The 26,182-nt window shown below is 66.5% G+C and carries 23 protein-coding genes; 12 read left to right on the top strand and 11 right to left on the bottom strand.

Features of this window, described 5'->3' with window-relative positions:
- Positions 1–8: 8 nt before the first annotated feature.
- The 3 genes from ACM9LZ_RS17160 to ACM9LZ_RS17170 all read right to left on the bottom strand — a co-directional run bounded on the left by ACM9LZ_RS17160 (position 9) and on the right by ACM9LZ_RS17170 (position 4,141).
- Entirely contained in the window at positions 9–506 is a 498-nt protein-coding gene (locus ACM9LZ_RS17160) for a chemotaxis protein CheW (protein WP_416620725.1), read from the bottom strand.
- Positions 503–3,208 carry a hybrid sensor histidine kinase/response regulator gene (locus ACM9LZ_RS17165; RefSeq protein WP_416620726.1) on the bottom strand — a complete coding sequence of 902 codons (2,706 nt, stop codon included), beginning with the start codon at positions 3,206–3,208 and terminating at the stop codon, positions 503–505. The genes ACM9LZ_RS17160 and ACM9LZ_RS17165 overlap by 4 nt, the downstream gene beginning before the upstream one ends.
- Before the next feature lie 309 nt (positions 3,209–3,517).
- Positions 3,518–4,141 (bottom strand): histidine phosphotransferase family protein, encoded by a 624-nt coding sequence (locus ACM9LZ_RS17170; protein WP_416620727.1) that lies wholly within the window; start codon positions 4,139–4,141, stop codon positions 3,518–3,520.
- A 98-nt stretch (positions 4,142–4,239) separates the two neighbouring features.
- On the opposite strand from ACM9LZ_RS17170, the gene ACM9LZ_RS17175 reads away from it, so the two are divergent.
- Positions 4,240–4,437, top strand: a complete 198-nt coding sequence (locus ACM9LZ_RS17175) for a DUF3553 domain-containing protein (RefSeq protein ID WP_416620728.1) — start codon at positions 4,240–4,242, stop codon at positions 4,435–4,437.
- Between the two features lie 120 nt (positions 4,438–4,557).
- Here the strand turns inward: ACM9LZ_RS17175 and ACM9LZ_RS17180 are convergent, their stop codons facing one another.
- The 6 genes from ACM9LZ_RS17180 to ettA all read right to left on the bottom strand — a co-directional run bounded on the left by ACM9LZ_RS17180 (position 4,558) and on the right by ettA (position 12,309).
- The gene (locus ACM9LZ_RS17180; protein ID WP_416620729.1) at positions 4,558–6,279 is read right to left on the bottom strand and encodes a sensor histidine kinase; all 1,722 of its coding nucleotides are present in this window, start codon (positions 6,277–6,279) and stop codon (positions 4,558–4,560) included.
- A gap of 55 nt (positions 6,280–6,334) precedes the next feature.
- Entirely contained in the window at positions 6,335–7,372 is a 1,038-nt protein-coding gene (locus tag ACM9LZ_RS17185; protein WP_416620730.1) for a peptidoglycan -binding protein, read from the bottom strand.
- A 3-nt stretch (positions 7,373–7,375) separates the two neighbouring features.
- Positions 7,376–8,593 carry a flagellar motor protein MotA gene (locus ACM9LZ_RS17190; protein WP_416620731.1) on the bottom strand — a complete coding sequence of 406 codons (1,218 nt, stop codon included), beginning with the start codon at positions 8,591–8,593 and terminating at the stop codon, positions 7,376–7,378.
- Positions 8,590–9,213, bottom strand: a complete 624-nt coding sequence (locus ACM9LZ_RS17195; protein ID WP_416620732.1) for a hypothetical protein — start codon at positions 9,211–9,213, stop codon at positions 8,590–8,592. Before ACM9LZ_RS17195 ends, ACM9LZ_RS17190 begins: the two co-directional genes overlap by 4 nt.
- A gap of 152 nt (positions 9,214–9,365) precedes the next feature.
- Positions 9,366–10,484 carry a hypothetical protein gene (locus tag ACM9LZ_RS17200; protein ID WP_416620733.1) on the bottom strand — a complete coding sequence of 373 codons (1,119 nt, stop codon included), beginning with the start codon at positions 10,482–10,484 and terminating at the stop codon, positions 9,366–9,368.
- 148 nt (positions 10,485–10,632) lie between these two features.
- A complete protein-coding gene (ettA, locus tag ACM9LZ_RS17205; RefSeq protein ID WP_416620734.1) occupies positions 10,633–12,309 on the bottom strand; it encodes an energy-dependent translational throttle protein EttA in 1,677 nt (558 codons plus the stop codon).
- 202 nt (positions 12,310–12,511) lie between these two features.
- Between ettA and ACM9LZ_RS17210 the strand changes: the two genes are divergently transcribed.
- The 6 genes from ACM9LZ_RS17210 to ACM9LZ_RS17235 all read left to right on the top strand — a co-directional run bounded on the left by ACM9LZ_RS17210 (position 12,512) and on the right by ACM9LZ_RS17235 (position 18,053).
- On the top strand, positions 12,512–12,988 hold the full coding sequence (locus tag ACM9LZ_RS17210; RefSeq protein ID WP_416620735.1) for a VOC family protein: 477 nt from the start codon (positions 12,512–12,514) through the stop codon (positions 12,986–12,988).
- An 87-nt stretch (positions 12,989–13,075) separates the two neighbouring features.
- The gene (locus ACM9LZ_RS17215; protein ID WP_416620736.1) at positions 13,076–13,432 is read left to right on the top strand and encodes a hypothetical protein; all 357 of its coding nucleotides are present in this window, start codon (positions 13,076–13,078) and stop codon (positions 13,430–13,432) included.
- A 97-nt stretch (positions 13,433–13,529) separates the two neighbouring features.
- Positions 13,530–14,627, top strand: coding sequence for an ATP-dependent 6-phosphofructokinase (locus ACM9LZ_RS17220; RefSeq protein WP_416620737.1), 1,098 nt, complete (start codon positions 13,530–13,532; stop codon positions 14,625–14,627).
- 72 nt (positions 14,628–14,699) lie between these two features.
- Entirely contained in the window at positions 14,700–15,419 is a 720-nt protein-coding gene (locus ACM9LZ_RS17225) for a TIGR02444 family protein (RefSeq protein ID WP_416620738.1), read from the top strand.
- Between the two features lie 86 nt (positions 15,420–15,505).
- A complete protein-coding gene (locus ACM9LZ_RS17230; protein ID WP_416620739.1) occupies positions 15,506–17,533 on the top strand; it encodes a M13 family metallopeptidase in 2,028 nt (675 codons plus the stop codon).
- A gap of 76 nt (positions 17,534–17,609) precedes the next feature.
- The gene (locus tag ACM9LZ_RS17235; RefSeq protein ID WP_416620740.1) at positions 17,610–18,053 is read left to right on the top strand and encodes an acetyltransferase; all 444 of its coding nucleotides are present in this window, start codon (positions 17,610–17,612) and stop codon (positions 18,051–18,053) included.
- Between the two features lie 122 nt (positions 18,054–18,175).
- Here the strand turns inward: ACM9LZ_RS17235 and ACM9LZ_RS17240 are convergent, their stop codons facing one another.
- Positions 18,176–20,692: a cation:proton antiporter gene (locus tag ACM9LZ_RS17240; protein ID WP_416620741.1), complete on the bottom strand. Its 2,517-nt coding sequence runs from the start codon at positions 20,690–20,692 to the stop codon at positions 18,176–18,178.
- A 256-nt stretch (positions 20,693–20,948) separates the two neighbouring features.
- On the opposite strand from ACM9LZ_RS17240, the gene ACM9LZ_RS17245 reads away from it, so the two are divergent.
- Positions 20,949–23,189 (top strand): GGDEF/EAL domain-containing response regulator, encoded by a 2,241-nt coding sequence (locus tag ACM9LZ_RS17245; RefSeq protein WP_416620742.1) that lies wholly within the window; start codon positions 20,949–20,951, stop codon positions 23,187–23,189.
- Here the strand turns inward: ACM9LZ_RS17245 and ACM9LZ_RS17250 are convergent.
- Complete coding sequence (locus ACM9LZ_RS17250; RefSeq protein ID WP_416620743.1) at positions 23,129–23,506, bottom strand: ArsR/SmtB family transcription factor; 378 nt, start codon at positions 23,504–23,506, stop codon at positions 23,129–23,131. The two genes, ACM9LZ_RS17245 and ACM9LZ_RS17250, sit on opposite strands and share 61 nt — an antisense overlap.
- A gap of 91 nt (positions 23,507–23,597) precedes the next feature.
- On the opposite strand from ACM9LZ_RS17250, the gene ACM9LZ_RS17255 reads away from it, so the two are divergent.
- From ACM9LZ_RS17255 to ACM9LZ_RS17270, 4 genes are all read left to right on the top strand, one after another.
- Positions 23,598–23,855, top strand: a complete 258-nt coding sequence (locus ACM9LZ_RS17255) for a sulfurtransferase TusA family protein (protein ID WP_416620744.1) — start codon at positions 23,598–23,600, stop codon at positions 23,853–23,855.
- Between the two features lie 107 nt (positions 23,856–23,962).
- Entirely contained in the window at positions 23,963–24,892 is a 930-nt protein-coding gene (locus ACM9LZ_RS17260) for a histone deacetylase family protein (RefSeq protein WP_416620745.1), read from the top strand.
- A 79-nt stretch (positions 24,893–24,971) separates the two neighbouring features.
- Positions 24,972–25,223, top strand: coding sequence for an exodeoxyribonuclease VII small subunit (locus tag ACM9LZ_RS17265; protein WP_416620746.1), 252 nt, complete (start codon positions 24,972–24,974; stop codon positions 25,221–25,223).
- Positions 25,224–25,233: 10 nt separating this feature from the next.
- The gene (locus tag ACM9LZ_RS17270) at positions 25,234–26,133 is read left to right on the top strand and encodes a polyprenyl synthetase family protein (RefSeq protein WP_416620747.1); all 900 of its coding nucleotides are present in this window, start codon (positions 25,234–25,236) and stop codon (positions 26,131–26,133) included.
- Positions 26,134–26,182: the final 49 nt, after the last annotated feature.

The following is a 26,182-nucleotide window of genomic DNA, read 5'->3' on the forward strand; positions in this document are numbered from 1 at the left end:
GACGCGGGTTATGCCGCCTCGATGTTAGCAAAGTTGAGCAGCTTTGAGACATCCAGAACGACGAGCAATGTCTCTTTCAGACGATAAATGCCGGTCGAAATCTCGCGCCACCGCAGATCCATGGTGGCCGGATGACGTTCGAAATCATCGGAGGACAGCGACAGCACCTCGCCGACATTATCGACCATGAGGGAATAGAGCTCGCCCTTATGATCGACCACAATGCTCATCACGGGCTTGCCATCGGCCGGGCGCGGCGGCAGGTCCAGTCGCTTGCGCACATCGATGGCCGTGACGATGCGGCCACGCAGGTTCAGCGAACCCGCAACCTCCGGCGGGGCCAGCGGAATGCGCGTGATCTTCTGCGGCCCCAGCACATCCTGCACCTGCAGCACCGGGATACCGAAAAGCTGGTTGGCAATGGTTGCCGTGACGAAATCCTCGTTCTTGATGAGGGCGATTTCCTGGGAGCCGGCCTTCTTTACGGCGGGGAGACGGGCACTCATGCGGCACCTTTCTCGGTGATGGTCTGCTGCAACGTGAAAAGCAGGGCTTCACGGTCGAACTTGGCGACATAGTCGTTGAAGCCGGCCTGCCGGCCGCGATCCAGGTCACGCGGACTGGCATGGCTGGAAAGGGCGACAAGCGGCGTCCCGGACCAGCGGGTGCTGGCACGCACAGCCTGGGCAAAATCCAGGCCGCTCATGCCCGGCATCTCGATATCCGAGACGATGACGTCAAAATCCTCGCCCGACTCGCAAAGGGCCAGGGCTTCGTCCGCACTCTCCACCGCCGTCACATCGTACCCCGACACGGTCAGCAGCGGGGTCAGCAGGTTGCGGAAGAACGGGCTGTCATCGACCAGCAGCACGCGATGCTGATGGTCATCCTCGAAGCTCTCATGGTTGTTGCCGAACCAGTCCTTGAAGGCACGGGTCAGGTAGAAACCGGCATCAATGACGTCTGTCGCCTTGCTGGCAATGATAGCCGAACCCAGGAAGCCCGGACGCTCCGTCCCCAGTTCGACCTGCAGGCGGTCCTCCACGATATCCACGATCTCGTCGACGACCAGACCCATGGAACGGTCGCCATCGGCGAACACCACCACGGGCTGGCGCTTGTCGCGCGCGATCTTCCAGGCCGGATCGATGGGCACCAGCGGCATCAGCTTGCCCCGGTACTGGACCACGGGTTCGCCATTGGACAATTCGACCTGATTGAGGTCGACATCCTCCAGACGGGCGACCAGCGACAGCGGCACGGCCTTGGGCCCGCCCTCCCCGGCGCTGAACAGCAGCAGGGCCATCTTGTCGTCCTCCCGGCGGGAAGTGGACTTGGCCACTTCCTGGGCGGCCATCTGGGTATCCGGCATTCCGGCCAGGTTGCCCGACGCCGTGGCGATACCGTTGGGATCCAGGATCATGATGACCGAACCGTCGCCCAGGATGGTGTTGCCCGAGAACAGTTCGATATGGCGCAGGATGGGCGCCACCGGCTTCACCACGATTTCCTCGGTATCGAACACCCGGTCGACAATGATGCCGAACGTATAGTTGCCAACCTGGCTGACGACGATGAAGGTCTCCCGCTTTTCGTCATCCTCGGCGCTGCCCAGCTTCAGCAGCTTCTGAAGGCTGACCAGCGGCAGCAGCCGGTTGCGCAGGCGCAGGACCGGCGCACCGTTGATGCGTTCGATCTTGTGCTCGCTGTCGTCGGCGGCGCGCACCAGCTCGATCACGCTGATTTGCGGCACGGCGAATCGCTCCGACGCGCATTCCACGATCAGGGCCGAAACAATGGCCAGCGTCAGCGGGATCTTGATGGTGAAGGTCGTGCCCCGACCCTCGACCGACCGCATTTCGATCGTGCCGCCGATCTTCTCGATATTCGTCTTCACCACGTCCATGCCCACGCCGCGGCCGGACACGGACGTGACCTTGGCGGCAGTGGAGAAGCCCGGCTTGAAGATGAACTGCTGGATCTGCTGATCCGCCATCTGGGCCAGTTCCGACTCGGTCGCCAGCCCGTTCTGGATGATCTTGGCCTTGATCTTCGAGAGCGCCAGGCCTTTGCCGTCGTCGCTGATCTCGATGATGATATGGCCGCCTTCATGATAGGCGTTCAGTGTGATGCGGCCGGTTTCGGACTTGCCGGCGGCGATACGCTCCGACGGAATTTCCAGCCCATGGTCGCCGGAATTGCGAACCATGTGGGTCAGGGGGTCCTTGATCAGCTCCAGCACCTGACGGTCCAGTTCCGTCTCGGCACCGAGCATCTGCAGCTCGATCTTCTTGTGCAGTTCATGGGACAGGTCGCGCACCAGGCGCGGCAGCTTGGCCCAGGCATTGCCGATGGGCTGCATGCGCGTCTTCATGACGCCTTCCTGCAGCTCCGACGTGACATGGTTCAGACGCTGCAGGGGGGCGGCGAACTCGCTGTCCTTCTGGGAACGCAGTATCTGGAGAAGCTGGTTGCGGGTCAGCACCAGCTCGGAAACCATGGTCATCAGGTTTTCAAGCAGATCCACATGCACGCGGATGGTCTGCTGGGCAAGTGCGCTTTCCTTCGCCTCGCCCCGCACCTCGTCCTGTGCCTCGCTGCGAGGCGGCGGCGGCGGGGACGGCGGCGGCACATCGACGGCCGGCAGCGGCGCTTCGACCACGGGCGCAACGGCTTGGCTCGCGGGCGGCGGGGGCGGAGGTGGCGGCGGCGAGGCCGGCGCCAGCGTATGTGTCAGATGGGCAGGAACCGGCTCGAAAAGCTGGTCGGGATCATTGTCGGGCACGGTTGGTGCGGCGGCCGGCGGGGCGGCATTGGCCTTGGGCAGTTCCCGCCCTTCCGCCATCGCGTTCAACCGGTCGATCAGATCCTGATCGGAACCGGGCGGCTCCGCCTCCGTCTGTTCCAGGACGGACAGGATGCCCTTGATCGTATCCAGCGATTCGAGGATCAGCGACACCGCGTAGGGGGAAACATGCAACTCCCCGTCGCGGAACTTGCCCAGCACGTTCTCGGCGGCATGGGCCACCGACTCCAGCCGTGGCAGCCCCAGGAAGCCGCAGGTCCCCTTGATCGTGTGAACCAGTCGGAAGATGTTCGACAGCAGCCCCGGATCATTGGGGTTCTGCTCCAGCTTCACCAACTCGACGTCGAGGACGGCGAGGTTCTCATTGGTCTCAGTGAGGAATTCACTCAGCAGATCATCCATGGTCCACGCCCCGTTTCGGGAAATTCAAGTTTCCACGCCATACGCCGGTCGATACCCCCGGTGAAGGACCCTTGTACGCGCCCGGCCGACCGTCGGCCAATGAAGAGTCTCTGAAATCAGACAAATTCTTCCATGCTGTGTTCGAATTGATGGACTGCGGGGGGCAGCGTTGGCAAGGGCAAGCTTACCTCTTTTCGGTTAGGTTCGGCCATCCGAATGTGCGGGTACGAGGACTATTCACGGCTGCAGGCCGCGCGGCGAGGTTGAATAGTTCAGTGGCTGCATCATGGCCTGCCGCGCGCGGCAACATCAGAAACGGTTCTTTGCCAGGACGAAACGCAGGGGGCCCGCCGGCTCGGGCGGCGTGAAGGAAAGTCCATAGGCGGCGGCGAAGCGGGGCACGGCATGGGACAACACCGACCGCGGCGTCAGGTCCGCTTCGGCCAGCCCCCCGGACAGCGCCGCCACCATCTCTGGTCGCAGGGCGGCCCCCGTGCCGCTGGCCGTGAGGACCAGCCCACCATCGTCCCCCTCCACCCGCACCACCCCGCCACGCGGCAAGGCCTCCTCCGCCAGCAGGGCCGACAGCAACACCAGTTTCACCATTCCCGGTGGTGGTGACTGAAGGGCAGCAAGCCATTCCAGCCGGGTCGCCCCACCGCGGAACCAGGCCTCCAGCGCCGCGCGCCCGTCACCGGCGGACAGGCCCGCCTGTCCACCGGCCGCCCCCAGCGCCAGCCGGTACAGCCGCAGCCGGGCGGCGGCGCTATCGGCACTGTCGGCAATAAGGTCCAATGCCTCCCCGCCGGCATCGCCGCCGCTTTCGTCCAGCAATTCCACGCCATTGTTGATCGCGCCGACCGGGCCGACCAGATCATGGCAGAGACGGGAGCACAGAAGCTCCACCACCCTTATTCCCAGATGCCGTTCCATGCGGTTCCACGTCCCCTCGCCTGCGGCCGCGATCCTTGGGCATGGCCGGCCGCTTTGGTTAGGATAGGGCTTCGTCCTATTCACTGGAAGCCGAACAAATGGATGAATCCCTGGTTCCCGGCGCCTTCGTCCGCCATCCGACCCAGCCCGATTGGGGGCTGGGCCAGGTCCAGTCCGTGATCGGCACGCGCGTCACGGTCAATTTCGAGCATGCGGGCAAACTGCTGGTCAATATCGCCGCCGTGCGGCTGGACGTGGTGGACCCGGATGCCGAACCCGCCGGATCGGCACCCTGAACAGCCTGTTCCCGGTCAGCGCAGGCATGCACCAGCCTTCGATTTTCCATGCGCCGGCGCCGCATCCTTTGCGCGGCGGCGATCGCGAAAACCAGGGCTTATTGCCCATGTCTCTTGGTTTCAGACATTCAACGTCGTTGGCAACCGTATGGTAACGGTCGTTCCGCGGCCGGGTTCGCTGTCGATCGCCAGCGTGCCGCCATGCAGTTCCACCAGGGATCGCGCCACAGGCAGACCCAGGCCCGTGCCCTCGGTCGGACGCGACAGGTGACTGTGGACCTGACGGAAGGGCTCCAGGGCGATGGCCACCTCCACCGCGGTCATGCCGCAGCCCGTATCCCGGACGCACAGCAATACGGACCGGTCTTCCCCCGGTTGATCATAGCCGGCGAAAACCGTGATGGTGCCGCCGGGTGGCGTGAACTTGACGGCATTGTTGATCAGGTTCAGCAGCACCTGCCGCAATTTCATGCCATCCGCCCGCAGCATGGGGCCCGCCGCCGCCACCTGCGTGTCCAGGGACAGATGGCCCATTTCGACCCGGCCCCGCATCAGCCGGGTGCAATCATGGACCAGCCGCGACAGATCGACGGTTTCCAGCGTCAGTTCCATACGGCCCGCCTCGATCTTCGACAGGTCCAGGATGTCGTTGATCAAGGCCAGAAGGTGAAGGCCTGAATCGCGGATATCCTCGGCATACTCCGCGTATTTGGGGTTGCCCATGCTGCCATGGATGCGATGGACCATGACCTCTGCGAAGCCGATGATCGCGTTCAGCGGTGTGCGCAGCTCGTGGCTGGCGACCGCCAGGAACTGCGACTTGGCGGCCGTGGCCTGCTCCGCCTCCGCGCGGGCCTGGCGGGCCGCCGCCTCGCTGGCCTCCAGCTTGTCGACATAGCGGTGGACCAGAAGCAGCAGGGCCAGCACGATGATGGTGCCGATGGCGCCCTGGAGCAGGGCCTGGTTGCGCAATTGCCGATAGGGCCGCAGCACATGGTTCAGATCCTGTCCCACGGATACCAGAAGCTGGGTGCCGGGCAGCAATTCGTAACTGGCGATGTGGTCCGCCCCGTCCAGCGGGCTGACCGCGCGGACCAGCCCGTGTTCGCCCCCTTCGCGTGCGGCCCCGACCGCGGGCAGGTCGGGATAGGACTGGCCCACGATGCCGGGCGTGCTGGCCCCGCGGGCATAGACCGTGCCGTCCAGGTCCAGCACCGTGGCCACCGCCGACAGGTCCAGGTCGACGGCACTGAAGAATCCAGCGAAATATTCCGACAGGACATCACCGACGATGACGGCCCGCAACGTGCCGTCGGGCTCCTCCACCCGCACCCAGAAAGGGATGGACGACATGAGCGGCGTGCGCCCGATGATCGGCTTGCCAAAGCCCAGACGCGGCGCCCCCCGCGCGGTGGCCTGCTGGAAATAGTCACTGTCGGACATGTCCAGCCCGACCGCGCCCGGCCGGGTGGCATCCACGACCGTGCCGCGGGCATCCATGATGCCGAAGAATTTGGAAACGCGGTCAAGGCCGGCCACGCGCCGGCGCATGGCCTCCAGGTCGGCTGGATATCCCGCCTCCACCCGGTCGGACACTTCCTGAAGCAGTTGCTGTACCTGACTGACCGTGCGGCTGACATACTGGCCGAAGGCGCGGGTCAGGTTGGCCGAGTCACGCTCCGCATCGGCCAGGGCATCGCGGTAGGATGTCTGTATCTGCCAGCCGACGAGCAACCACAGCCCGCCCAGCACCATGGCCGACAGCAGGTTGATGCCGGTGCGGCCCAGCAGGGCCGGGGGGCGGCGGCGGCGGCGCCCCGTGTCTCCGGTCTTTCTTCCCATTACGGGTCTAATATCACGCAGGCGGGCGGTCGTCAGCAAGTGCGCTGAAACAGGTCTAGCGGCTGTCCAGTTTCAACTCGATCCGCCGGTTCATGGCCAGCGCCGCGGGGCCGGTCCCCGGCTCCAGCGGCTGGAATTCGCCGAATCCCGTAGCCGCCAGCCGTTCCGGCGGCACGCCCATTCCGATCAGGTAATTCACCACGGAGATGGCGCGCGCCGTCGACAGTTCCCAGTTGCTGGCATAGCGCCCGCCCCGGATGGGAACAATGTCGGTATGACCGTCGATACGCAGGATCCAGTTTATCTCCGGCGGCATGCGGGCGGACAGGTCCATCAGCGTGCGCGCCAGACTGCCCAACTGCACCTGCCCCGCCTCCCCCAGTTCGGCCGAGCCGCTGTCGAACAGCACTTCCGACTGGAAGACGAAACGGTCGCCCACGATGCGCACATCGTCGCGATTGCCCAGCACCTCGCGCAGGCGGCCGAAAAATTCCGACCGGAACCGCGCCAGTTCGGCCACCTTGCTGGCCAGCGCGGCATTCAGGCGCCGGCCCAGTTCGGCGATCTGCACCTCCTGCTCCCGCGCCCTGGTCTCCGAAGCGTCGAGGGCGGTGACAAGCTGCTGCAACTGCTGGCGCAGGGCCGCAAGCTGCTGGTTCAGCAAATCGACCTCGCCGCGGGCGGCGGCACTGATGCGGCGCTCCGCCTCCAGTTCCCGGACCAGGGCGGCATGGCGCTCATCGGCCGATATCGCCGCATCCTCTGCGGCCCCCAAGGCGGAAAGCCGGCTTTCCAGCACCTCCCGCTCCGCCAGCGTGGCGCGCAACCGTTCGGTCAGCAACCCCAGATCGGCCTGCAGGCGCGCACTGTTGTCGCGTTCCAGGGCCAGGGCGTCGGCAAGCTGTGCGATGCGGCTGTTGAGGTCGGCCAGTTCCCGGTCGCGGCCCTGCAAGGCCGTGGACAGGTAGAACTGCCCCACCACGAAGACCATCAGCAGGAAGATGACCACCATGGTCAGGCTGGACAGCGCATCCACCCAGCCCGGCCAGATGTCCACTTGCTCCCGCCCGGCGCGGCGGCGGACATAGGCCATGGATCAGCGCTCCGTGTCGCCCAGCGCCGCGACGGTGCGGGCCAGGATCTTGATTTCGCTACGGATTTCCTGAGTGGACTGGACCCGCCCCTGGCTGGTCTCCTCCAGGATGCGGGCTGTGTAGAGTTCCAGGTTGCGGATATGTGCGCGCGTGGCATCATCGATCCCCAGGCTGCCGCCATCGGCCAGCGCACCCGTCAGCTTCTCCATAAGCGGGCGCATCTGGGCCGTCCCCTCGGCCAGGCGCAGCATCAGGGTCTGCTCGGCCCGCATCTGGTCGGTCAGTGTGGCCAGCCGTTCCGTCAGGTTGACCAAATGCTGGTTCTGGGCCTTGCGCCCTTCCTCCGCGCTGGCCATGGTGAATTGCAGACGCTCGATATTCTCTGCCGTCTGTTCCAGCAACGCCTGGATATAGACGGGCACGGAGGCACCGCCACCGCCGCCGTCCCCTTCGCCCAGCGCACCGCTGGACAGCCGCGTGATGCCGGCCAGCCAATCCTCCAGTTCCGTGTAGAACCGGTTCTGGGCCTGGCCCGCCTGCAATTCCAGAAAGCCCAGGACCAGCGATCCCGCCAGACCGAACAGGGAGGAGGAAAAGGCCATCCCCATCCCCGACAGCGGCGCCACCAGACCCGCCTGTAAATTGCTGAACACGCCCGCCACATCGGCATTGTCGGGGGTCAGGCTGGCGATGACGCCGCCGATGGAGAAGACGGTTTCCAGCAGGCCCCAGAAGGTTCCCAGCAGGCCCAGGAAAATCAGCAGCCCGATCAGATATTTGGATATCTCCCGCCCCTCGTCCAGGCGGGTGCCGACACCGTCCAGCAGCGACCGGCTGGCCACCGCGGACAGGGTGAACCGCCCGCCCTGACGCTCGCCCAGCATACGGGCCATGGGGGCCAGCAGGCGCGGCGGCGTGGGGCTGGGCCGATTGGCGCTGAACGCCTCCAGCCAGGCGACCTCCGGCCCCAGTGTCAGTACCTGTCGGAAGATGAACCAGACACCCAGCAGCAGGGTGAACAGGATCAGCCCGTTCAGGGCCGGGTTCGCCAGGAAGGCCTTGGCCAGGGCCGGTGACAATACCGCCGCGATGACGGCGACGGCGACGGCGAACAGCGTCATCCGCAGCAGGAACTTGCGGGGGCGGCTGGCCGGGGGCGCCGGCGGCGGGACGGCTTCGGAAGCGGGGCCGGGGCGGCGGTCGGCGGACAGGCTGGTCATTGGCGGATCACCAGATCGATACGGTCGGGCGGCGGGCTGGCGGAAGCGGCATCGGGCGGCGATGCCTCGGCGAAAACCAGCAGGCGCAGGGGATCGAGGCCCTGCTGCACCAGCCGGTCCCGCAGGGCGCGCACCCGCAGCAGGGCGATGCGCCGCCCATCCCCGGCCCGGTCGGCCGGGCCCGTGGCATGGGCCCGCAGTTCCAGCCGTTCAGACGGCCGGGCCCGCAGGCGGGCAACGATATCCGCCAGCACGGCATCCGTGCCGGCCGGCAGCACATCCGCACCGGGCGCATAGACCAGCGTGCTCTGATCGGCCGGCAGGCGTGCCGGCGCCGCACCGTCCGGCAGTCCCGGAACACGCGGGGGCGGCAGTTCGGCAACGGGTGCGGGGGGGATATCACCCTGGTCGGGTGCAGCGGGCAGCGGGGGCACGGACAGGTCGGGCCGGGCCGGCGCGCGCAAGGGCGCGCGCGTCACGGGGGGGCGGTCGGCGCCGGCGTCGGGCAAGGGGCCGATGCTGTTCTGCGCCAGTGCGCCGACCGGCAGCACGAACATCAGAACCGACGGCAGCAGCAACCGGCGAACGGAAAAGGACAGGCGCATCATCATGCCCGGCATGAAACCTCACAATTATGACCCCGGCATGTCGCGACAACGCTCCGGCGACGGGGCCGGCATGGACGATACTGGACAATGGCCCGACGGACCACCCCGTCATCTGGCATTTTCCCGTCGGCCGGACCGGAAAAGGCCCCCACCGCCGTCCGGTCCTATTCAGGCTGGGTGCGAGGCGCGCGCTCGATGCGCTGCGGTGGCGACGGCCGGTCCCGGCGACGCTCCTCATCCAGCCGGCGGCGGGCTTCCTCCATGGCGCGGCGCTGTTCCTCGGCCTGGCGCTGGCGAGCCTCGTCCTGTGCCTGGCGCTGCTCCTGCTCCACCTGACGGCGGACCTCTTCGGCGGCCCGCCGCTGTTCTTCCGCCTGACGACGCGCATCATCGCGCGCCCGGCGCCTTTCTTCCTCCAGGCGCTGGCGTGTATCCTCGTCGGCGCGGCGATCCCGGTCGCGGCGGCGATCCATTTCCTGCTGCTCGCGCCGGCGGCGTTCTTCCATGCGGCGGCGCGCCTCCTCTGCCGCACGGCGCGCCTCCTCCTCATTGGCGAAGGCCGGGGGTGGGCGGTCGCGATCGCGCTCCCATCGGCCGGGACGCTCCGCCTGCCGGCGGCGTTCCTCCTCCAGGCGGCGCTCGGCTTCCTCCCGCCGCCGCCTTTCCTCACGCAGGCGTCCTTCATAGGACCGGCGGCGGCTTTCAAGGTCCAGCATCATCATGCGGTGACGCCGGTCCTGCTCCCACCACCAGGAATCGCTCCCGCCCCATGTGCGGAACATGGAGCCGGAATCATAAAGAACGCCCGGCCCCCAGTAGAGCGCGTTGCGGTCGACCCCCATCACGACGGTCGATCCCGGCTCGTACCGGACGGGCGGACCGCCCGTGCCCATGCCGGAACCGGTTTCCAGCAATACCTGCAATTCCTGTCGTTCGGCCGGGTCCAGGGCACGGCCCGGCGTGCCCGTCATCGGGTCACCGGCACAGATGCGGCGGAATTCTTCCACCCGCGGATTGGATAGGGGAATGCTGGCCCAGACGACGGGATCATCCTCGATCATCATGGCAACCAGGCGCCGCTGTTCCGCCGCCTCTTCCGGCGACAGGGGCCGGCCGGGCAACCCCGCCTCGGGGCTGCCCATGCAGGCCATGCGCAATTCCAGCAGGCGCCAGGAGGTCTGGGCCATCCAGCGATAGCGGGCTTCCTGCCCCCCATCCTGTGGAAACTGGGTACAGCCGCCCAACAGCAGAAGGGCGGCAGCGGCGATCGACAGAAGGCGCATGCGGGTGGACCGTTCAGCGGTTCCTTTCAGCCGGCGACGATCGCCGGCCCGCCCATCAGATATCACCCGAATGGCGAAATTAGGACAGGCTGGCAGCCATCAGACCGTCGGCCAGGATTACAACCCCGGCCGATGGTCCGATGGCGGATCAGCGCTCCAGCGGCTTGTACTTGATACGGTGCGGCTGGTCGGCCTCCGCCCCCAGGCGGCGGCGCTTGTCAGCCTCATAATCAGCGTAATTGCCCTCGAACCAGACGACCTGACTGTCACCCTCGAACGCCAGGATGTGCGTGGCCAGACGGTCCAGGAACCAGCGATCGTGCGAGATGACCACGGCGCAGCCGGGGAAGGTGGTCAGCGCCTCTTCCAGGGCGCGCAACGTTTCCACGTCCAGATCGTTGGTCGGTTCGTCCAGCAGCAGGACGTTCGCGCCGGACTTCAGCATCTTGGCCAGATGCACCCGGTTGCGCTCACCGCCCGACAGCTGGCCCAGCTTCTTCTGCTGGTCCGGCCCGCGGAAATTGAAGGCGCTGACATAGGCGCGGCTCGGCATGGACTTCTTGCCCAGCTCGATCACGTCCAGCCCGCCGGAGATTTCCTCCCAGACATTCTTCTTGTTGTCCAGGCTGTCGCGGCTCTGGTCGACATAGCCCAACTGCACCGTCTCGCCCACGCGGAAGGTGCCGCCATCGGGCTGTTCCTGCCCGGTGATCATGCGGAACAGGGTGGTTTTACCGGCACCGTTGGGGCCGATGATGCCCACAATGCCACCTGGCGGCAGGCGGAAGGAAAGATCGTCGATCAGCAGCCGGTCGCCAAAGCCCTTGCGCAGGTTCTCGGCCTCAATAACCACATTGCCCAGGCGCGGCGGCGTGGGAATGACGATGCGGGTTTCGCCGATGGCTTCCTTCTGGTTGGCGGAAGCCAGCAATTCCTCGTAAGCCTGGATACGGGCCTTGGACTTGGCCTGACGCGCCTTCGGGCTGGCGCGCACCCATTCCAGTTCCTGCGCCAGTTGCTTCTGCTTGGCGCCCTCTTCCCTTCCTTCCTGCTCCAGACGCTTCTGCTTCTGTTCCAGCCAGGCGGAATAATTGCCCTCGTAAGGGATGCCCGACCCGCGATCCAGTTCCAGAATCCAGCCGGTGACGGCATCCAGGAAGTAACGATCGTGGGTGACCATCACCACGGTGCCGGGATAGTCGGCCAGGAAGCGCTGCAGCCAGGCCACGCTTTCGGCGTCCAGATGGTTGGTCGGTTCGTCCAGCAGCAGCATGTCGGGCTTGGACAGCAGCAGCTTGCACAAGGCCACGCGGCGCTTCTCACCGCCCGACAGCTTCGACACATCGGCATCCCCGGCGGGGCAGCGCAGCGCGTCCATGGCGATTTCGACCGTGCGGTCCAGATCCCAGGCGTCGGCCGCGTCGATCTTTTCCTGCAACTCGGCCTGTTCGGCCATCAGCGTGTCGAAATCGGCATCCGGGTCGCCCATGGCTTCCGACACGGCGTTGAACCGGTCCAGCAGGGCCTTGGTCTCCCCCACCCCTTCCATGACATTGTCCCAGACATTCTTGTCGGGGTTCAATTGCGGTTCCTGCGGCAGGTAACCGACCTTCACACCCTCGGCGGACCAGGCCTCGCCGTTGTAATCCTTGTCCAGCCCGGCCATGATCTTCAGCAAGGTCGACTTACCCGCACCGTTCACGCCCAGCACGCCGATCTTGGCACCGGGATAGAAGGACAGCCAGATGTTCTCGAACACCTTCTTGCCGCCGGGATAGACCTTGGTCACACCCTTCATCACATAGACATATTGATAAGCGGCCATGGGGGCTTCCTTCAGGTAGGCGTCTGCAAGAGGTTTGCGGGCCTTGTACCGCAGCGGGACGCGGGGTGCAATCGGGGTGGGTCGCGCGCCCGCGGAAGGCCGGGGTAAAAAATCCGTCCCCCCCTGTCGGGCGGCGGGACCGCCGGCCGTCCTTGGGAGAGCAGCCGATGCGGACAGCCAGGATCAAGGAGAGGCCCGACCCATGACGACCGTCAAGCAGCATCTCTGGTTCGAGAAGGACATGGAAGCGGCTGTGCGCTTCTATACGGGGCTGATCCCCGGTTCCATCCTGGAATGGGTCACGCCACTGCCGGCCGACACCCCCAGCGGCCCGGCCGGCAGTGTGCGCCTGGCCGTCTTCACCCTGGGCGACCAGCGCTACATGGCCATCGAGGCGGGACCGCTGGACGCCTTCAATCACAGTTTTTCCATCATTGTGGAATGCGATGATCAGACCGAGATCGATCGGCTATGGTCCGCCCTGTCGGAGGGCGGGCAAGTCGAGCAATGCGGGTGGCTTCGCGACCGCTGGGGCCTTTGCTGGCAGATCACGCCAAGGCGCCTGGGTGAATTGATGCAGGGCGATCCGGGGCAGGCGCGGCGTGTGACGGAAGCGATGCTGAAGATGGTGAAATTCGATATTGCAGCCCTGGAAGCAGCCGCCAAAGCCGGGCCGTAAGCGCAGGAAAAGGGGTTTACAGACGCACCCTATCCCGATGATGTCCGCAAACCCCTAACAGGACAGGATTTTCTCTGTTAGGATCAGATGTTGACCACGTCGCGGCAGGTCCCCATGGGTATGTTCGATTTCCTGAAGGTGGATGTTGTCGAGAAGGTGCGGGTGCCCAACTACACCGCCCATCTGAAAATCGACGGCAAGTCACTGACCATTGCCAACCTGGGGCTGAACAGCGTCACCGTGGCCGGGGCCAAGCTGAAGGTCGGGCAGGCCGTGACGTTCGATCTGGACCTGAAGGACCCCAAGCAGAAGTTGTCGCTGAAGGCTGCCGGCACGGTCGCCGCGGTGGAAAAGGCCGGCACCAGGATCAATTTCACCAACCTGCCCGAGGATAGCCGCAAGGCCGTGGCCCTGTTCCTGGCCCGCTACGCCATCGCGCGCTGAAGCCGGCAGCGGCACTGGAAAGGTTGCCCACCGCGCGCGCTTCCTGGCAAAGTCCCCCCTGCGGCGCAATGCCGGTGAGCAGGAGGAAGGGACGTTCATGAGCGCCAACAAGCGGATCGGCATCCTGACCAGCGGCGGCGATTGCGCCGGGCTGAACGCGGTCATCCGGGCGGCGGTCCATCGCGCCGCGCATTACGGCTGGGAGGTCGTGGGGATCGAGGATGGCACGCAGGGCCTGCTGTCACGGCCCGTCCGCTATATCACGCTGGACACCAACCGTGTCGATTGCGCCATGATGCGCCAGGGCGGCACCATCCTGGGCACCACCAACAAGGGTGACCCCTTCGCCTATCCCATGGCCGACGGGTCCCGCAAGGACCGGTCGATGGAGATCATCGGCGGCCTGCGCGAACTGGGCGTGGACAGCCTGATCGGCATCGGCGGCGACGGATCGATGGCCATCCTGCGCAAACTGGCCGATGTCGGCGGGCTGAAACTGATCGGCATCCCCAAGACCATCGACAATGACCTGGGCATCACGGAGATGTCGGTCGGCTTCGACACGGCCGTGGCCGTCGCGACGGAGGCGCTGGACCGCCTGCAGCCCACCGCCGCCAGCCATGACCGCGTCATGGTGCTGGAGGTTATGGGGCGCGACGCCGGCCACATCGCGCTGTCCGCCGGCATCGCGGGCGGGGCCGATGTGATCCTGCTGCCCGAACTGCCCTGGTCGGTGGCCGGCATCGCCGACAAGATCCGTCGCGTACAGGCCGACGGACGCAATTTCGCGCTGGTCGTCGTGTCGGAAGCCGCCAAGACCATGGAAGGCGGCACAGCCAAGCAGGAATTCGCCGACGGGCAGAAGCGCTATGGCGGCATCGGCAATTATGTCGGCCACCTGATCGCGGAGGCGACGGGGGCGGAGACGCGCGTCACCGTGCTGGGCCATGTGCAGCGCGGCTGCCCGCCGGGGCATAATGACCGCGTCGTGGCATCGGCCTTCGGCGTGGCGGCCGTGGATCTGCTGGCGGCGGGAAAGTCCGACCGGCTGGTCGCCTGGTCCAACCGCCGCGTCATCGACATCCCCATCGCCGATGCCATCGCGACCTATGCCGCCGTGGACCTGGACGGTACGCTGATGCGCACCGCCCGCGGGCTGGGCATCTATCTGGGGGACGAGCCGCGGGGCGGATGAACCGGGCACAGAGGGGGTGTGAAGGGCCGGAGGGGTGCAACGGCCATAGGGTGCAAAGATAAGGATGGCGTGATGGGCAGCAACGCGGGCACGGTCGCCGACCGGATCATCACCCTGGTCCGGGCCCGTCCGGGCCTGACGGAGATCATGATCGCCGAACATCTGTTCGGCCACGGGGCCCGGCAGCAACGTGTCAACCAGGATTGCCGCCTGCTGGTCGCCGCCGGTGCGCTGGAGCGCCGCGGCGGTGGCGGGCCCGGTGATCCCTATCGGTATCATCCGCCCAGGGCTGCCCGTGTGCCGGCCGCCCCCTCGGACATTCCCGACCTGTGGCCTTTTTCCCTGGCGGTCTATGCGGGGCCGGACGTGGCGGCGGCCTGCCTTTTGGCGCAGGACGAGCACGGGGCCGATGTGAACCTGCTGTTATGGGCCGCCTGGCTGGGTGCCCGCGGCCATGTGCTGACCCCGGTCGAACTGTCCGCCGCCCGGCATGCGACAGCCCCCTGGCGACAGGATGTCGTGCAGCCGCTGCGCGCGCTTCGCCGCCGCCTGAAATCGGGGCCAGCGCCCGCACCGGAGGATGCAGCCACCCAGGCCCTGCGCGCACAGGTCAAGGCCGCGGAACTGGAAGCGGAGCGCATCCAGCAGACCGTTCTGGCCCGCCTTCCCCTCCACCGGCGCACCGATGCGGGCTGGGACGAGGCCCTGGCCGCCAACCTGTCGCTGTTGCTGCCCGGTGACGCCGCCACGGCTGTAACAGAGCCGTTACACAGCGCCATTCGCGGCCTGTGAAACCCGGTGCTACGGTCGCTGTCCAAGAGCCGCCGTCAGGCGGCCCGACAATACACGTCAGCAATCCCCGTACCGGAGTGAACAGCATGAAGGGCCTGTCCGCCAGCACCTGCCTGGGCGCCCTCGGCCTGACCCTGTTGATGGGTCTGGGCCAGCCCGCGATGGCGCAAGCTTCCAGCACGCCGGCCGTCGATCCCGGCATCAGCCCCTGCGATGATTTCTTCCTGCATGCCTGCGGCCCCTGGATCAAGGAGAACCCCATCCCGGCCGACCGGGCCCGCTGGGGCACCTTCGACGCGCTGCAGCAGAGCAACCAGAACCTGCTGCACGCCATCCTGGAGAAGGCAGCCGCCGGCACCGAACCGGGCACGGCCAAGATCGGCGCCTTCTATGCCGCCTGCATGGACGAGGCCGCCGTCGACAAGGCGGGGCTGGCACCGGTGAAGCCGCTGCTGGACCGGATCGCCGCCCTGAAGGACAAGAAGCAGGTCGCCGGTCTTGTGGCCGTGCTGCACGACGCCGGGGTAAACGCCCTGTTCAGCTTCGGCCCGCAGCAGAGCTTCGCCAGGGCAGAGGACACCATCGCCGCCTTCGACCAGGGTGGCCTGGGGCTGCCCGACCGCGATCTCTACCTGAAGGATGATGAGCGGTCGGTGACGCTGCGGGCGGCCTATGAGAAGCATGTAGCCGCCATTTTCACCCTGGCCGGCGACGATGCCGCCACGGCAGCGCGCAAGGCAGCAGCCGTGATGGCGTTCGAGAGGAAGCTGGCCACGGGCACGATGCCCAAGGTGGAACGGCGCGACACCAGCCGGCTGGACAATCCCACGACGCTGAAGGATTTCGCGGCCGGACATGCGGGCGTGGACTGGGCCGCCTATGTCAGGACGGTGGGCGCTCCGGCTTTCACCGAGATGAATGTCAACGATCCCGGCTTCTTCACGAACCTGGACAAGACGGTCGCCGACAGCGACCTGGGCGATATCCGCACCTATTTCACCTGGCAGGCACTGCGCCGGTCTTCCCCGTGGCTGTCGAAGCCCTTCGTGGAGGAGAATTTCGCGTTCTACGGCAAGACCCTGTCGGGCGCGCAGGAATTGCGGCCGCGCTGGAAGCGCTGCACCGACGCCGCGGACAACGCGCTGGGCGAGGATCTGGGCCGCCATTACGTGGAAAGCGCCTTTGGGCCGGAACACAAAAAGCGCATGCTGGTCATGCTGGACGATCTGCGCGCCGCCTATGCGCAGGAAATCCGGGATCTGGACTGGATGGGGCCGGAAACCAAGGCCAAGGCCCTGGAGAAGCTGGACGCCATGGCCCAGAAGATCGGCTATCCCGACCAGTGGCGCGACTATACGGCGCTGACCGTCGCCAGGGACGCGCTGCTGGGCAACCTGTTCCGGTCCGCCGCCTTCGAGAATGCCTATCAGAACGCCAAGATCGGCAAGAAGGTGGACAAGAACGAATGGTACATGACGCCACCCACCGTGAACGCCTATTATGATCCCAGCCAGAACAACATCAATTTCCCGGCCGGCATCCTGCAGCCGCCCTTCTTCGACTTCAAGGCCGACGATGGGTTGAACTACGGCGCCATCGGCGCCGTCATCGGGCACGAGATGACCCATGGGTTCGATGATCAGGGCCGCGCCTTCGATGCCCACGGCAACCTGAAGGATTGGTGGACGGAGGCCGACGCCACGCGGTTCAACGAGAAGGCGCAATGCCTGGTGGACCAGTACGGCGCCTATACTGTGGCCGGCGACACCCCCCTGAACGGCAAGCTGACGCTGGGGGAGAACACGGCCGACAATGGCGGCCTGCGTCTGGCGCTGGCCGCCCTTCGCAACCGCCTGGGTGGGCAGAACGCCCTGAGCGCGCGCGGGGCCGATGGGCTGAGCGCGGAACAGAAGCTGTTCTATGGCTGGGCCGGGGTCTGGTGTTCCTCCGCCCGGCCCGAGGCGGAACGGCTGCGGGCGCAGACGGACCCGCATTCGGCCGCCCGCTATCGCGTCAACGGTACGGTGGCCAACATGCCGGAATTCGCCAAGGCCTTCAATTGCAAGCCCGATGACGCCATGGTGCGCGGCGCCAAGGCATGCAAGGTCTGGTAATCCGGCCCTTTTTCGGCAAGCATGCAGGGGCCGGCCCGGTGACGGGCCGGCCCTTTCCATTAGTGCCCGGATCCCGATGCCCCTGCCCGCCCTGCGCCTTTCCACACCCGACGATGTCGCCGCCATCCATGCCGTCTGGCGCGCCGCCGTCGATGCCACGCATGGCTTCGTGGCGCCGGCCGACCTGGATTTCTATGAAAACCTGCTGCTGACCCTCTATCTGCCGCAGGTTCCCGTCTGGCTGGCAACACTGGAGGATGGGACGGCCACCGGCTTCATGGGATTGACGGGCCCCAAGATCGATGCGCTTTTCGTCCATCCCGCCTTCCACCGCACCGGTGTCGGCCGCCGGCTGATCGACCATGCGGCCAGTCTGCATGCGCAATTGCTGGTCGATGTGAATGCCCAGAACCCCGGCGCGGTAACCTTCTACCGCACCCTGGGCTTCCGCGTCGTGGGCCGTTCCCCCATCGATCATGGGGGAAAGCCCTATCCGCTCATCTTCATGGCACGGGTATAGAGCGGTTCTCCTTTGACTGGAAAGCCGCGTGAAGCCGCAGATGCGGCGCCGGCAATTGAGGGCGGTGACCAGAACCAATAGGTTCTGGTCACCGCAAAATAGTATGAGTGATGGAGCCGTAATCAGGCGGACAGGCGCCTTTCGATGGCGCTGTCGATGTGGCGCTTCAGGTCGGGATCGGTGGTGTAGAGACGGTTGAAATCGCGGCGATCCAGCAGCAGAAGCCGGCAATAGGCGATGGCCGTGACGTCGGCATTGCGCGGCTGGTCCAGCACCAGCGAAATCTCGCCGAAGAAATCGCCGCTGCCCAGGCGGATCGGCGCCTCCAGCCCCGGCACATGCACGGCGACGGCACCTGAAGAGATGAAATAGACCGTGTCGCCCCGCTCCCCCTTGCGCACGATGGGCTGACCGGGGAAATAGAGTCGCGGCTTCAGCAGCCGTTCGATCTGCGCCAGCCGGTCGGGCGCCAGACCGGTGAACAGCGGCACGCGGGCCACCAGTTCATGCGTGGCCAGCCCCAGGTCGAGTTGCGGCGGCTTGCTGACACCCTGCCAGCGCTCCCGCAGGTCACGTTCCAGGTCGTTCAGGATCTCGCGGCTGATCAGCGCCTCCTCGAACAGGGACTGGGTCGATCTTTCCTCCATCCGCAGGCCCGCGCGGATCAGGTACTGCGACTGCACGGCGTCCAGATAGGCCGGGTATTGCAGCCGGATGGAATCCAATGCCTCGTCCACGATCTTGAGGCGCTGGACCAGCCGGGTCCGCACGGCGTCGGCCGTGGCCTTGCCCAGCATGGGCACCAGGCGGTCCCCGGTGAACTCCATCGTCTCCTTCAGGCAGAAACGCAGGGCGGTCAGCATGGCATAGCGCTCCGACAGCCGCGCCGACACCGGCCGTTCCAGGCCGAACCGCCGATGCAGCCAGAGGGCCAGCCGCAGCGACCGGCCCGGCCGCAACTGCTTGGCCGCCACCTTCTCATAGGCTGCGGCCCCACCCGTCTTCAGCGCATCCTGCAGGCGCCCCGCGGCGGCCGTCAGCGTCTGCACCGACAGGCGGGAAATGACACCGTCGCGGAAATAGGACAGGAACCGCTGTTCCTCGTACCGGGCCAGGGTGGAGAGGCCGATATAGACCTTGTCATCCGGCGACAGTGCGCCATAGCGGCTTTCCAGATCCAGCTGCTCCTGCGCCAGTTCGGCGCCACGCTCCAGCAGGGGCTCCACCGCATGTTCGACCGGAAAGCCGAACCGCTTGGCCACTTCCTCCAGGTCGCGGCGGACATTGGTCAGCGACAGGCCGACGGCCCGGTTGCGCAGGTTCAGTTCCACCGGCGTCAGCCGGTCCAGCTTCAAAAGCCTGATCAGCGGCCGCAGTGTCGTACCCTGCACGAACAGGGTGAACAGCACGAACCCGGTGACGACGACGGCTACATGCTCCTTGATATAGACGGGAAGCTGCGGATGCTCGGTCACGGCCAGCGCCAGTGCCAGCGATACGGCACCACGCAACCCGCCCCAGGTCATGACGATGCGGAACCGGTTGCCGATCCGGTCGCTGGCACCGATCCAGGCCAGCATGGGCAGCAACCCGAAGATCACCAGCGCGCGGGCCACCAGTGCTGACACGATCAGCGCCCCCAGCAGGGCAAAATGGCTCCATTTCGCATTCATCAAGGTCGGCGGCACCAGCATCGACGCGAACAGGAAGATCAGGGAATTGGCCCAGAATCCCAACTGCTTCCATACCTGGTCCAGGCTGGCCCAGCTTTCCGGGCTGACCCGTGTGCGGCCCGACGACGCCATGACCAGACCCGCCACCACCACGGCCACCACGCCCGACACCCCCAGGAAATGTTCCCCAAGGATGAAGGTGAGATAGGCCAGCGTCAGGGTCAGCGTGATTTCCGACAGGGTCTGGCCCCGCAACGGCGTGATGATCAGGGCCGCGGCCCAGGCCATGGCCCAGCCCACCACGACGCCGCCCGCGAATTTGACAATGAAGTCGGAAGTGGCCTGCCCCAGGTCCGGTTCCCCGCCCTGGGTCAGCAATCCCAGCAACAAGGTGAACAGGACGATGGCGGCGGCATCGTTGAACAGGCTTTCGCCTTCCACCAGAATGGTCAGCCGCCGGGGCGCGCCCAGGTCGCGGAAGATGCCGACGACGGCGGCGGGATCGGTGGTGGCGATGATACTGGCCAGCAGCAGGCAGATGATCAGGGCCTTCTGCGTCGGCATCCCGTGCCAGATACCCCACACCCACCACATGGCCAGGCCGGAAATCAGCGTGGCGATCAGCACGGCCACGACGGCCAGCAGCAGGATGGGCCCCAGATCGTCCATCATGCGCCGCACATCCACGCCCAGCGCGGTTTCGAACAGCAGGATGGGCAGGAAGATATAGAGGAAGGCCGACGAGGTCAGCTCCACCTCCCCCACCGCATGGATGAAGGCGTTGAACGGTCCCGTCCCCTCGCCGAACAGCGACCCCGATCCGTGCAGCAGCAGGCCGAAGCCGACGCCCAGCGCCGCCAGCACAACCGTGTAGGGCAGGCGCAGACGCTGGGCCAGTGGCGGCAGCAGGCTGACCAGCCCCAGCAATCCGGCGACGGCCAGCAAGGTGTTGATCAGGGGTTCCATGATGCGATGGGGCACCGGCAAGGGCGGGAACGGTGGCGGACAGCATGACATGGAAGCGGGCCGCGATGCCAGCACCGCCACCGGCGTGCAACCGGGGAGCCGGAATGCGCGGGCGTGGCCTGAACGGTCGTATGGCGCGGCGCCATAAATTCATCTACCTTGCGGAGCCTTGAGAAACAGAGACGATCGTTGCAGAGCGGGAACAGATCGTCCAGGGCGTGGGGCGCCATGGACAAGGTTGGGGGGCGGTCGCGAAATGGTGGACGATCTGGTTGATTTCGCGGCCGAGCCGACGGGGGAGCCCGCGGCGCCCGAACTGCCCCCCTGGCTGGTCCTGATCGCCGATGACGACCCGTCCGTCCATAATGTCACGCGGCTGGCGCTGCGTGACATGCGGCACGATGGCCGCCGCCTGCTGTTCCTGTCCGCCTATTCAGCGGCAGAGGCGCGGCAGATGCTGGCCGTCTATCCCGATATCGCCCTGATCCTGCTGGATGTGGTGATGGAGAAGGATGATGCCGGCCTGACCCTTGCGCGCGCCGTGCGCGAGGAATTGGGCAACCACCATGTCCGCATCATCCTGCGCACAGGCCAGCCGGGACAGGCGCCCGAGCGCGAGGTGGTGGAGCGCTACGACATCAATGATTACCGCGCCAAGGACGAGTTGACGGCGCGACGGCTGTGGACCTCCGTCTACACGGCCCTGCGTGCCTATGAGCAGGTCCGCGCACTGGCGGATAACCGTGCCGGGCTGACCCGCGTCCTGGACGCCACGGCCCGCCTGTTCGGTGAACGCGACCCCGACATCCTGGCCGCCATCGCGGTGCAGGACCTGTGCGCCCTGGCCGGGCCGGGAACGGTGGGATTGCTGGTCCGCGGCGAGCTGGTGGGCGGCGTGCCCACGGGGGAACCGCTGGTGCTGGCCGGCACGGGCGGGCATGGCGGTCCGCTGGCTCCCGGCCTGCTGTCGCATCTGGTCCCGGCGGAACGCGGACAGCAGGTCGTCCGCGCCCTGACGGCCGACGGCCCGGTGGGCGGCGACGACTGGTTCGCGATCGCGGCCGCGCTGTCGGACGAAACGGCGATCGTGCTGCATCTGGCCAACCTGCCGGCCGGCCGCATGCCCCAGGCCGGCATGATGGCCCTGTTCGCGCGCACGGTGGCGGTGGCGCTGGAGAATGCCCGGCTAGTGGCACAATTGTCGAAGGACCGCACGCATGACCGCGCCACGGGCCTGCTGAACCGGGTCGGCTTCATCCAGGCGATCGAGGCACGGCTGGAGGAATTGCAGCATGGCGGGGTGGAAAGCGCCGCCGTGGGCATCATCGACCTGCGGCATTTCCGCGACATCAACCAGGAACTGGGCGTGGCCAGCGGCGACCGGCTGTTGACCACCACGGCGCGGCGCATCCTGGACGCCGCCGGCCCCGGCGCGGTCTGCGCCCGCACGGGCGGCGACCAGTTCGCCCTGCTGCTGCCCGGCTCCCCCCGGCTGGCCGAAGCCAGGGACCAGTTGCACGCTGCCGCCAGCGCCGTCAGCGAGCCCTTGGTTCTGGCCGGGCGGGAGGTGCATCCCATGTCCTCGCCCGGTCTGGCCTGGTGCAACTGCATGGGCCGGCATGGCGAGGAATTGCTGGCCCGGGCGGAAGAAAGCATGCAGGCATCCAAGCGCGCCTTCGGCCGCCTGCAGGAGGTGGTGATCGGCGCGGAGCCGCTTGATGGCGGCCGGCTGGGCCTGACCATGGAACTGGGCAGTGCGCTGAAACAGGGTCAGTTCGAGCTTTATTACCAGCCCATCGTCGATGCCGGAACGCGCGAGGTGGTGGCGTTCGAGGCGCTGGTGCGCTGGAATCATCCGTCGCGCGGGGTGGTGATACCCGCTGCCTTCATCCCCACAGCGGAGGAAACGGGCCTGATCGTGCCCATCGGCACCTGGGTGATGCGCGCCGCGGCCGAACAGACGGCCACGTGGACGCGGGCCGCCGGCCGCCCGGTCTGGGTCAGCGTCAACATTTCCGCCGCGCAATTGTCCGAGCCCGGCTTTCTGGACCATGTGCGCTGCGTGATCCGGGAGACGGGCGTCGATCCGACGCTGCTGAAGCTGGAAGTGACGGAAAGCACCATCATCGGTGATCCGGGCCACGCCGCGGAAATCCTGACGGGCCTGCGCGGGCTGGGCATCCGTCTCTGCATGGATGATTTCGGCACGGGCTATTCCAACCTGGCCTACCTCCAGACCCTGCCCTTCGATTTCCTGAAGGTGGACCGGGCCTTCGTGTCCAGCATGATCGACCGGTTCGAAAGCCGGACCATCCTGCGCACCATGCTGGCCCTGGCCCAGCAATTGTCGCTGGAAGTCGTGGCGGAAGGCGTGGAAACGCAGGAGCAGGCGGATGAGCTGGCGCGTCTGGGCTGCGGCTTCCTGCAGGGCTTCCTTTACGGCCGGCCCATGCCAGCGGCCGCGGCCGGACGCCTGATCGGCGCCGGTGCGGCGTGACCATCGTCGGCCATGGGATCGGCATCGACCGGATAGATACGCGCCAGGAGGGACAGGACGGCGGTCACCGCCTCCCCCCGCAGGCTGTAGAAGATGGTCTGCGCCTGACGGCGGGTCTGGACCATACCCTCCAGCCGCAGCAGGGCCAGATGCTGGCTCAGCGCCGATTGTGACAGGCCGACAAGGGTTTCCAGTTCGCCCACCGCCTTCTCGCCTTCGGCAAGATGCAACAGCACGCACAGGCGTCGTTCATTGCCCATTGCCTTCAGCAGGGCGGCCGCATCGGTGGTCTTGACAGGCAGGACAGGCGCATTCATAGGGCTTTAACTGTATCGCGGGGGCAGGGCGTCAAGCCCGCCGGGACGATAAAATTCCAGCCAGGGAAACGGTCAGATGGACAGCACCGGCATGCAAGCCGACCTCACGCTGGACTGCACGGGCCTGAAATGCCCCATGCCGGTGCTGCGTGCGGCCAAGGCGCTGCGCGCCATGCAGCCGGGCCAGATTCTGCACGTGACCGCCACAGACAAGGCGGCACAGAAGGATTTCGCCACCTTCTGCCGGGAAGGCGGACACATCCTGCTGGGCACCGATGCCTTGGGGCCGGCGGCCGGCGGTGATGCGACACGTTTTCGCATACGGCGAGGCGGCCATGCGCCGGCCTGATGATCTGCCGCAATGACGACGACCGGCATCCGCCCCCATGATATCCTGGCGTGCCCGCCGGCGTTAATCAGGCGGGCGGAGAACCGACCAGGGGGACGTGACGCCGGATGAACACGCTGCTTTTCTCGCATTCCGACTGCCTTGAACATGACACGGGCTATGGCCATCCCGAATGCGCCGACCGGCTGCGCGTCGTGCTGTCGGCGCTGGAGGACGAGGTCTTCATGTTCCTGGACCGGCGCGACGCGCCGCTGGCCACCCGCGAACAGTTGGAGCGCGTGCATCCCGCGGCCCATGTCACGGCCCTGCTGGATGCCATTCCGGCCCAAGGCCATGGCAGCATCGATGCCGACACCGTGCTGTCGCCCGGCACGGGCACGGCCGCCCTGCGGGCGGCGGGCGCCGTGGTCGCCGCCGTCGATGCCGTGTGCGGGGGACAGGCGCGCAATGCGTTCTGCGCCGTGCGCCCGCCCGGCCACCATGCCGAGCCTGACCAGGCGATGGGCTTCTGCCTGTTCAATAATATCGCGGTCGGGGCGGCCCATGCCCGTGCCATCCATCGCGTTCAACGGGTGGCCATCGTCGATTTCGATGTGCATCACGGCAATGGCACACAAACCTTCTGCCAGCACGACGCGGACCTGTTCTATGGCTCCACCCACCAATGGCCGCTTTATCCCGGCACGGGGTCCGTGCGGGAGAAAGGCGATTTCGGGAATATCGTGAATGCCTGCCTGCCGCCCATGTCCGGCAGCCCCGAATTCCGCCATGCCATCCAGGCCCAGATGATCCCGGCGCTGGATGCCTTCCGGCCCGACCTGCTGATGATTTCCGCCGGGTTCGATGCCCATATGCGCGACCCGGTCGGGGGGCTGGACCTGACAGACGATGATTTTGTCTGGGTCACAGGCAAACTGATCGAGGTGGCGGACCGCCATGCCCGCGGCCGCATCGTTTCCGTGCTGGAGGGTGGGTACGACCTGCGCGCGCTGGCCAGTGCGACGGCCGCACATGTAAAGACCCTGATGGTGGCCTGACGCCTTCGGCCATGCGTGGCACTTGAACCGGCGGGCCGGGGGACATACAGTCCGGCCTTCCGAAAGCCAATGCGATGCCATGACCGACCAGACCCTGCCCCCCGATATCGCCGCGCTCTCCTTCGAAGATGCGCTTGCCGAGCTGGAGCGGATCGTCCGCCAGTTGGAGGAGGGCAAGGCCAAGCTGGACGACGCCATCCAGTCTTACGAACGCGGCACCTGGCTGAAACGGCATTGCGAAGCCAAGCTGCGCGAGGCGCAGGCCAAGGTGGACCGCATCACCATCGCCGCCGATGGCACCATCAGCGCCGAACCTGCCCGCCTGGATTGAGGTCCCCTTGATGCCGTCATTGCCCAAGACATTGACCACCGCCATGGCGGATACCGTCGAACAGGTGGAAGCCGCCATCGAGGTGCTGCTGCCCCGCACCAGCCTCATGGAAGCGCGGCTGTTCGACGCCATGCGCTATGGTTGCCTGGGCGGAGGCAAGCGGCTGCGGCCCTTCCTGGTGATGGAAAGCGCCCGCATGTTCGGGGTGAACCCGGCCTGTGCGCTGCGCACGGCCGCCGCGGTGGAGTTCATCCATTGCTACAGCCTGATCCATGACGATCTGCCGGCCATGGACGACAGCGAGTTGCGGCGGGGCCGCAAGACGGTGCATCTGGAATTCGATGAGGCGACGGCGATCCTGGCCGGCGACGCATTGCTGACCCAGGCGTTCGAGATTCTGGCCAATCCCGAAACGCATGAGGATGCACAGGTGCGCTGCCGGCTTGTGGCCGGTCTGGCCAAGGCCGCCGGGCCCAGGGGCATGGTCGGCGGACAGATGCTGGACCTGATCGCGGAGACGACACCACTGGATATCGGGGCCATCACGCGGCTCCAGCGCCTGAAGACGGGGGAGATGATCGCCTTTTCCGCCGTGGCCGGCGCCATTCTGGGCCGGGCCGGCTCGCCGCAGCACCATGCGCTGCAGGCCTATGCCCACGATCTGGGCCTGGCCTTCCAGATTGCCGACGACCTGCTGGATGTCGAAGGCAGCCAGGAAGAGGTGGGCAAGCCCGTGGGCAGGGACAACGTCGCAGGAAAAGCCACATTCGTGTCCATCCTGGGCGTGGAGCGGGCCCGCGACCAGGCGCGCCGGCTGGCCGGTCAGGCGGCCCAGCACCTGGAGATATTCGGGGACCGGGCTGAAATGCTGCGTCAGGTGGCGCATTATGTGGTCGAGCGGCGTGCATAAGGGCAGCCGCCATCGCGGATGACACCCGGGGGCCGCAGACCGGCGGTGC

This window comes from Niveispirillum fermenti (assembly GCF_048066175.1).
In the GTDB taxonomy this organism is placed as follows: Bacteria; Pseudomonadota; Alphaproteobacteria; order Azospirillales; family Azospirillaceae; genus Niveispirillum; species Niveispirillum fermenti.

What these genes read in the sequence shown, in the direction of transcription:
- ACM9LZ_RS17160 (WP_416620725.1), bottom strand. Translation starts at nt 506, where the DNA reads ATGAGTGCCCGTCTCCCCGCCGTAAAGAAGGCCGGCTCCCAGGAAATC.
- ACM9LZ_RS17165 (WP_416620726.1), bottom strand. Translation starts at nt 3,208, where the DNA reads ATGGATGATCTGCTGAGTGAATTCCTCACTGAGACCAATGAGAACCTC.
- ACM9LZ_RS17170 (WP_416620727.1), bottom strand. Translation starts at nt 4,141, where the DNA reads ATGGAACGGCATCTGGGAATAAGGGTGGTGGAGCTTCTGTGCTCCCGT.
- ACM9LZ_RS17175 (WP_416620728.1), top strand. Translation starts at nt 4,240, where the DNA reads ATGGATGAATCCCTGGTTCCCGGCGCCTTCGTCCGCCATCCGACCCAG.
- ACM9LZ_RS17180 (WP_416620729.1), bottom strand. Translation starts at nt 6,279, where the DNA reads ATGGGAAGAAAGACCGGAGACACGGGGCGCCGCCGCCGCCGCCCCCCG.
- ACM9LZ_RS17185 (WP_416620730.1), bottom strand. Translation starts at nt 7,372, where the DNA reads ATGGCCTATGTCCGCCGCCGCGCCGGGCGGGAGCAAGTGGACATCTGG.
- ACM9LZ_RS17190 (WP_416620731.1), bottom strand. Translation starts at nt 8,593, where the DNA reads ATGACCAGCCTGTCCGCCGACCGCCGCCCCGGCCCCGCTTCCGAAGCC.
- ACM9LZ_RS17195 (WP_416620732.1), bottom strand. Translation starts at nt 9,213, where the DNA reads ATGCCGGGCATGATGATGCGCCTGTCCTTTTCCGTTCGCCGGTTGCTG.
- ACM9LZ_RS17200 (WP_416620733.1), bottom strand. Translation starts at nt 10,484, where the DNA reads ATGCGCCTTCTGTCGATCGCCGCTGCCGCCCTTCTGCTGTTGGGCGGC.
- ettA (WP_416620734.1), bottom strand. Translation starts at nt 12,309, where the DNA reads ATGGCCGCTTATCAATATGTCTATGTGATGAAGGGTGTGACCAAGGTC.
- ACM9LZ_RS17210 (WP_416620735.1), top strand. Translation starts at nt 12,512, where the DNA reads ATGACGACCGTCAAGCAGCATCTCTGGTTCGAGAAGGACATGGAAGCG.
- ACM9LZ_RS17215 (WP_416620736.1), top strand. Translation starts at nt 13,076, where the DNA reads ATGTTGACCACGTCGCGGCAGGTCCCCATGGGTATGTTCGATTTCCTG.
- ACM9LZ_RS17220 (WP_416620737.1), top strand. Translation starts at nt 13,530, where the DNA reads ATGAGCGCCAACAAGCGGATCGGCATCCTGACCAGCGGCGGCGATTGC.
- ACM9LZ_RS17225 (WP_416620738.1), top strand. Translation starts at nt 14,700, where the DNA reads ATGGGCAGCAACGCGGGCACGGTCGCCGACCGGATCATCACCCTGGTC.
- ACM9LZ_RS17230 (WP_416620739.1), top strand. Translation starts at nt 15,506, where the DNA reads ATGAAGGGCCTGTCCGCCAGCACCTGCCTGGGCGCCCTCGGCCTGACC.
- ACM9LZ_RS17235 (WP_416620740.1), top strand. Translation starts at nt 17,610, where the DNA reads ATGCCCCTGCCCGCCCTGCGCCTTTCCACACCCGACGATGTCGCCGCC.
- ACM9LZ_RS17240 (WP_416620741.1), bottom strand. Translation starts at nt 20,692, where the DNA reads ATGGAACCCCTGATCAACACCTTGCTGGCCGTCGCCGGATTGCTGGGG.
- ACM9LZ_RS17245 (WP_416620742.1), top strand. Translation starts at nt 20,949, where the DNA reads ATGGTGGACGATCTGGTTGATTTCGCGGCCGAGCCGACGGGGGAGCCC.
- ACM9LZ_RS17250 (WP_416620743.1), bottom strand. Translation starts at nt 23,506, where the DNA reads ATGAATGCGCCTGTCCTGCCTGTCAAGACCACCGATGCGGCCGCCCTG.
- ACM9LZ_RS17255 (WP_416620744.1), top strand. Translation starts at nt 23,598, where the DNA reads ATGCAAGCCGACCTCACGCTGGACTGCACGGGCCTGAAATGCCCCATG.
- ACM9LZ_RS17260 (WP_416620745.1), top strand. Translation starts at nt 23,963, where the DNA reads ATGAACACGCTGCTTTTCTCGCATTCCGACTGCCTTGAACATGACACG.
- ACM9LZ_RS17265 (WP_416620746.1), top strand. Translation starts at nt 24,972, where the DNA reads ATGACCGACCAGACCCTGCCCCCCGATATCGCCGCGCTCTCCTTCGAA.
- ACM9LZ_RS17270 (WP_416620747.1), top strand. Translation starts at nt 25,234, where the DNA reads ATGCCGTCATTGCCCAAGACATTGACCACCGCCATGGCGGATACCGTC.